General features: G+C 34.9%; 5 protein-coding genes and 1 pseudogene. 4 read left to right on the top strand and 2 right to left on the bottom strand.

What is annotated here, in order from left to right; translation table 11 throughout:
• The 4 genes and pseudogenes from A33S_RS11780 to A33S_RS0107865 form a co-directional block, all read left to right on the top strand.
• Positions 1–416 (top strand): annotated as a pseudogene (locus tag A33S_RS11780) (IS6-like element IS257 family transposase); the annotation flags it as partial.
• Positions 417–669: 253 nt separating this feature from the next.
• Positions 670–990: an ArsR/SmtB family transcription factor gene (locus A33S_RS12050; RefSeq protein ID WP_072324278.1), complete on the top strand. Its 321-nt coding sequence runs from the start codon at positions 670–672 to the stop codon at positions 988–990.
• Between the two features lie 62 nt (positions 991–1,052).
• On the top strand, positions 1,053–1,988 hold the full coding sequence (locus A33S_RS0107870; protein ID WP_001837444.1) for a cation diffusion facilitator family transporter: 936 nt from the start codon (positions 1,053–1,055) through the stop codon (positions 1,986–1,988).
• Between the two features lie 211 nt (positions 1,989–2,199).
• Positions 2,200–2,625: a CHAT domain-containing protein gene (locus A33S_RS0107865; protein WP_001837443.1), complete on the top strand. Its 426-nt coding sequence runs from the start codon at positions 2,200–2,202 to the stop codon at positions 2,623–2,625.
• Between the two features lie 481 nt (positions 2,626–3,106).
• Here the strand turns inward: A33S_RS0107865 and A33S_RS12270 are convergent, their stop codons facing one another.
• Together A33S_RS12270 and A33S_RS0107855 are read right to left on the bottom strand one after the other, a co-directional pair.
• A complete protein-coding gene (locus A33S_RS12270; RefSeq protein WP_017176713.1) occupies positions 3,107–3,202 on the bottom strand; it encodes a type I toxin-antitoxin system Fst family toxin in 96 nt (31 codons plus the stop codon).
• A 335-nt stretch (positions 3,203–3,537) separates the two neighbouring features.
• The coding region (locus A33S_RS0107855; protein ID WP_026048983.1) for a hypothetical protein at positions 3,538–3,855 on the bottom strand (318 nt) is incomplete at its 5' end.

The raw sequence follows: 3,855 nt of genomic DNA, 5'->3' as shown, positions 1-3,855 counted from the left end.
GCTATTTATATCGTGCCATTGATGCAGAGGGACATACATTAGATATTTGGTTGCGTAAGCAACGAGATAATCATTCAGCATATGCGTTTATCAAACGTCTCATTAAACAATTTGGTAAACCTCAAAAGGTAATTACAGATCAGGCACCTTCAACGAAGGTAGCAATGGCTAAAGTAATTAAAGCTTTTAAACTTAAACCTGACTGCCATTGTACATCGAAATATCTGAATAACCTCATTGAGCAAGATCACCGTCATATTAAAGTAAGAAAGACAAGGTATCAAAGTATCAATACAGCAAAGAATACTTTAAAAGGTATTGAATGTATTTACGCTCTATATAAAAAGAACCGCAGGTCTCTTCAGATCTACGGATTTTCGCCATGCCACGAAATTAGCATCATGCTAGCAAGTTAAGCGAACACTGACATGATAAATTAGTGGTTAGCTATATTTTTTACTTTGCAACAGAACCTAAGATAGTCTATCAATGATTGTCTTGAGTGCCAATTGAAGTAATAGAAAAAAGATAAATTTGGTGGTACTCATCATTACGAATATATTGACAATAGTGCTAAACATTTTTAATATATGAGTATATATAAATATAACCATATTTATATTAAGAGCTACCATTATGATTAGTAAGAGGTGAGCCATCATAAAAGATATTAACGAAAACAAAATTGTTGGTAATAAAAAAGGTCTTGATGAAGAAACTTTATTTGTTGTATCCCAAACTTTCAAAGCATTAAGTGATCCAACACGAATCAGAATACTGAATTTGCTGTTTCTTAAAGAATATTCCGTAAATGAGATTGCTGAAAACCTACATTTAAGACAATCCACCGTTTCGCATCAATTACGCTTTTTGAAAAATTTGCGCTTGGTCAAGTATAGAAGGGAAGGTACGACTCTATATTATTCCCATGATGATGCCCATGTAATGAACATGTTGAAAGAAACAATCAACCATGCTCGTCACCATTGACCAAAAAATTATATAAACCCATCTATTATACCCATCTATAAATATTAATAGGAGATGATTGAATGAGTCATGAACATAACCATACACATGGTGCGAACAAAAAAACCTTGATGATCAGTTTCATAATCATCACAGGATATATGATTATCGAAGCGATTGGGGGAATTTTGACCAATAGCCTCGCCTTACTAGCTGATGCGGGCCATATGTTAAGTGATTCAATTTCCCTAGGTGTCGGTTTGTTGGCTTTTATACTTGGAGAAAAAGCGGCCGATTATAGTAAAACATACGGATATAAACGATTTGAAATTCTTGCAGCTGTATTTAACGGAGTTACTCTGGTACTGATTGCCATCTACATTTTCTATGAGGCCTATCAACGTTTTACAGATCCACCTGAAGTCGCCTCTACGGGTATGTTAATCATCGCAACTATTGGACTACTGGTAAATATTCTTGTAGCATGGATTCTCATGCGAGGCGGGGATACGAAGGAAAACTTGAATATACGTGCAGCATTTTTACATGTGATAGGCGATCTGCTTGGATCGGTGGGGGCCATTATTGCGGCTCTGATGATCCTCTTCTTCAACTGGGGCTGGGCAGATCCGTTGGCCAGTGTGATTGTTGCAGTGCTTGTATTGATAAGTGGGTGGCGTGTGACAAAAGATGCCGTTCATGTATTGATGGAGGGTACCCCTAAAAACGTTGAAATTGACGCAGTGATTAAAACCATAGAGAGCATTCCAGGAGTAAATAATATGCATGATCTACATGTATGGAGTATTACAAGTGGCCAAAATGCACTTTCATGCCATGTGGTGGTAGATGGTACCATTTCTATTCAGGAAAGCCAGGAAATTCTGAGAACAATTGAAGACGAGTTGGAAGATGAGAATATTGGACATGCAACGATTCAGATGGAGAGTGAAAACCACCCTCATAAGGATTCTGTAATGTGCAGGGATGATGATATTACGCATAGTCATGAACACTAAAAAATAGAATATACCACTATAATGATCAAAAATGTTAGCAAGATAACGATTTTGACCTATAAATTGAAGATTTTTAATGTATACGATTTTATTAACTGTTCATAGTATTAGATAGAAAGAAAAAATTCGAGCTTCTGAATATCGTGAATCGATTAATCTGCATTCTCGTTGGGCGGTTAGGTCTAGTGATCTCCTACAAGCCATTAATGAGGTGAAACCTCATATTATCCATTTTAGTGGGCATGGGTCATCTGAACATGACATCGTTTTAGAAACTGCAGAAGGCAAACCGAGTTTTTTATCTAAAGAAAAAGTGACCCTTTTAATGAAAACCATGTCAGAGTCCATCAAATTAGTTATCTTTAATAATTGCTTTTCCAACGGCCAAGCCGAAATGGTGACAGAGCATGTTGGTTTTGCTATTGGAATGAATGAAGCAATTCAGGACGAAGCAGCCAAAGAATTTGCTGCACAGTTTTATTCTGCCCTAGGATTTGGTCATACTGTCCAAAAAGCATTTGAACAAGGCAAATTAGCGCTTAGCTTAGAAGGAATTGAAGGGGATGAAATACCTGAACTCTATTCGAGAGAAGGGTTAGATCCTAATGAGCATATATTGGTAAAACCGGACTTTTAATAACCACTTAGTAAAGTAAAAAAAGTTACTTTACATGCCCTCACCGATTGGTAGTTACTAAAATACAAGGTATGGCTGATGTGAATAGATTAGTATCAGCCATACCCTTTTATAAGAAGAGACTTTATACCATCAATATTCCTTTACGTAACAATTCGAAAATCTTGTCCAATTTCGGGCATATGTCTATCTCTCCAAATCAGTGCAGCTATTTTCTTGTAAACTTTGATTTTTAAAAGGAAAGTGTATTAATCCATTGGTATCTTGACGATTTTATATTTGAAAGACCCTGAATCGAGCTAAAAAGTTGGTAATAGACAAAAGGTAAAACTAACAAGAAAGTAAAAGGTTTAATTGGATAATTTAAAGAAAAAATGTTATAATCACATTAACAAGTAGAATGTTATGCATGAAACACCGAACCCCCAATCTATGTCAGTAGATTGGGGGTTTTATATGGTGTATTGGTTTAGTCATCTAGTCATTTATCACGACTGTCCAACCAATAAGCGAACAATGTGATGATTACACCAACAATAATGGGTGCAATCAACAATTCAAATAGAATGCTATGCATGATGTCACCTCCTTCCATGCTATCAGCACAGAAGTTAACTAGATGACCGTTATAATTCTATCACATCACCTAATTTAAAAGAACACAATGTCTTATCAGATAAGTCAACTTAACTCGACTATACAGTTGCTCCCTCGATTACAAATTTATAAATTCGCAAAAGAAATAAATTACTAGGGGAAGACGTTTATCACTTTAAAAGATGGTTTACATCAGTTTAAAGCTTTATTTTGCATAGGATTTTAAGAGACCAGTAACCTCTGCATTAAGGTTACTGGTCTTATAATTTTCCTCCATACTTTAAAAACTTCTTCTCTTCTGGTTTTAGATGATATTTAATGTGTAAGTCTATTATCAATTCTTACTTTCATTTCATTTATTACTTCTAAATCAAGATCATCTATTAGCTCAAATACCATTTCTAACTTCCTATTTTCATCAATAGTAAGTAAATCTAATATGTCCATTAGGCTCTCTTCTTCTTCATTTTCTTCGTCATCAAAACCTTTCTGATGATAGTTATTTATATCTTCTTGATAACTTTTATGACCAAATTTTTCTCTATTACTATGATACAAGTTTCCAAGTAATTCTCTATATCGTCCATCACTAGGACTAGTCAATAGAGCAGTAATAATTTCATTGTAGTTGTT

The organism is Staphylococcus massiliensis CCUG 55927 (genome assembly GCF_000298075.1).
Taxonomy (GTDB): domain Bacteria; phylum Bacillota; class Bacilli; order Staphylococcales; family Staphylococcaceae; genus Staphylococcus; species Staphylococcus massiliensis.
The sequence above is the reverse complement of the archived record's forward strand: the minus strand, read 5'-3'. Positions and strand labels throughout refer to the sequence as shown.

Bases quoted from the DNA above. Each gene is read 5' to 3' on its own strand.
- A33S_RS0107870 (WP_001837444.1), top strand. From the start codon at position 1,053: ATGAGTCATGAACATAACCATACACATGGTGCGAACAAAAAAACCTTG.
- A33S_RS12270 (WP_017176713.1), bottom strand. From the start codon at position 3,202: ATGCATAGCATTCTATTTGAATTGTTGATTGCACCCATTATTGTTGGT.